Below are 1960 nucleotides of genomic sequence, written 5' to 3'. Positions count from 1 at the left end.
CTCAGGAAGCCAGTTCCATCACCTTCAAGGGCACACCTTCTCCCGAAGTTACGGTGTCATTTTGCCGAGTTCCTTAACCAGGGTTCTCTCAAGCGCCTTGGGATACTCTCCCTGCCCACCTGTGTCGGTTTGCGGTACGATCACCCAACAGTCTCGCTAGAGGCTTTTCTTGGCAGCATGGGATCAGTCAGTTTACGGGGAAAACCCCTCCAGATCACCTCTCGGCGTTATACAGGGAAACGGATTTGCCTGTCTCCCCCGCCTACCGGCTTCTACCGCCTGTTCCATCAGACGGATGACCTACCCTTCTGCGTCCCCCCATCACTCAAACGACTGCCAGGTGGTACAGGAATATTAACCTGTTTTCCATCACCTACGCCTTTCGGCCTCGGCTTAGGGATCGACTAACCCTGAGCAGATTAGCTTTACTCAGGAAACCTTGGGCTTACGGCGAGCGGGCTTCTCACCCGCTTTATCGCTACTCATGTCAGCATGGGCTCTTGTCTACAGTCCAGCCGTTCTCGTCGATCGACCTTCTGCCCGTAGACAATGCTCCCCTACCATCGAAATAATTTTCGATCCGTGGCTTCGGTAGTGTGCTTTAGCCCCGTTACATTTTCGGCGCAGGCTCACTTGACCAGTGAGCTGTTACGCTTTCTTTAAAGGATGGCTGCTTCTAAGCCAACCTCCTGGTTGTCTGTGCATTCCCACATCCTTTCCCACTTAGCACACATTTGGGGACCTTAGCCGACGGTCTGGGCTGTTTCCCTCTCGACCACGAAACTTAGCTCCCGTAGTCTGACTCCCGCAATAAATGTCAACGGTATTCGGAGTTTGATTAGGGTTGGTAACCTGGTGGGGCCCCTAACCTATTCAGTGCTCTACCCCCGTTGCAGAGTTTGCGAGGCTATACCTAAATATATTTCGGGGAGAACCAGCTATTTCCGGGTTTGTTTGGCCTTTCACCCCTATCCACAGCTCATCCGAGCAGTTTTCAACCTGCAACGGTTCGGGCCTCCACGTGATTTTACTCACGCTTCACCCTGGCCATGGATAGCTCACCCGGTTTCGGGTCTACTCCGTACAACTATTGCGCCCTGTTCAGACTCGCTTTCGCTTCGGCTACACCTCTTATACGGCTTAACCTCGCTGCACAGAGTAACTCGCTGACTCATTATGCAAAAGGCACGCGGTCACACTGGGACCGAAATCCCATAGTGCTCCCACTGCTTGTAAGCAGACGGTTTCAGGTACTATTTCACTCCCCTCACAGGGGTACTTTTCACCTTTCCCTCACGGTACTGGTTCACTATCGGTCGCCAGGTCGTATTTAGCCTTGGAAGATGGTCCTCCCGGATTCAGACAGGGTTCCTCGTGTCCCGTCCTACTCAGGTGCCGCCTGTGCCGCTGTTCGATTTCAGATACCGGACTTTCACCGTCTATGGTCAGGCTTTCCAGCCTGTTCTCCTATCTAATCACGGATCACGTTATGGCGGTCCTACAACCCCGCACTCTCCGAAGAAAGTACGGTTTGGGCTATTTCCCGTTCGCTCGCCGCTACTTGGGAAATCTCAATTGATTTCTTTTCCTGAGGGTACGTGAGATGTTTCAGTTCCCCTCGTTAGCTCCGTATGCCTATTTTATTCAGCATACGGTGACACGGTATTGGCCGTGCCGGGTTTCCCCATTCGGAAATCCCCGGATCAAAGGATGTTTAGCTCCTCCCCGAGGCTTATCGCAGCTGGCCACGTCCTTCATCGCCGCCTGGCGCCTAGGCATCCACCGTCTGCCCTTAGTAGCTTAACCACAATATACTTTGGGCTGAACGCTTTGATGCGTCTACATTACATATCTTCTCTAATTGTCAAAGAGCATGTCAGCTCGCGCTGACAGTGTTAAGTGTTAAGTTTTAAGTTTTAAGATAAAAAAGGATTTATTCTTTGTAAGACTTAAAACTTGA

At 51.7% G+C, this 1960-nt stretch carries 1 rRNA gene (running past one end of the window); it reads right to left on the bottom strand.

Annotation, left to right across the window (positions count from 1 at the left end):
- Positions 1-1806: ribosomal RNA gene (locus HNR65_RS17730) — 23S ribosomal RNA — on the bottom strand; it reaches 1272 nt to the left of the window's first position.
- Positions 1807-1960 lie beyond the last annotated feature (154 nt).

It is taken from the genome of Desulfosalsimonas propionicica (assembly GCF_013761005.1).
In the GTDB taxonomy this organism is placed as follows: Bacteria; Desulfobacterota; Desulfobacteria; order Desulfobacterales; family Desulfosalsimonadaceae; genus Desulfosalsimonas; species Desulfosalsimonas propionicica.
This window is presented reverse-complemented; position numbering and strand designations above follow the sequence as displayed.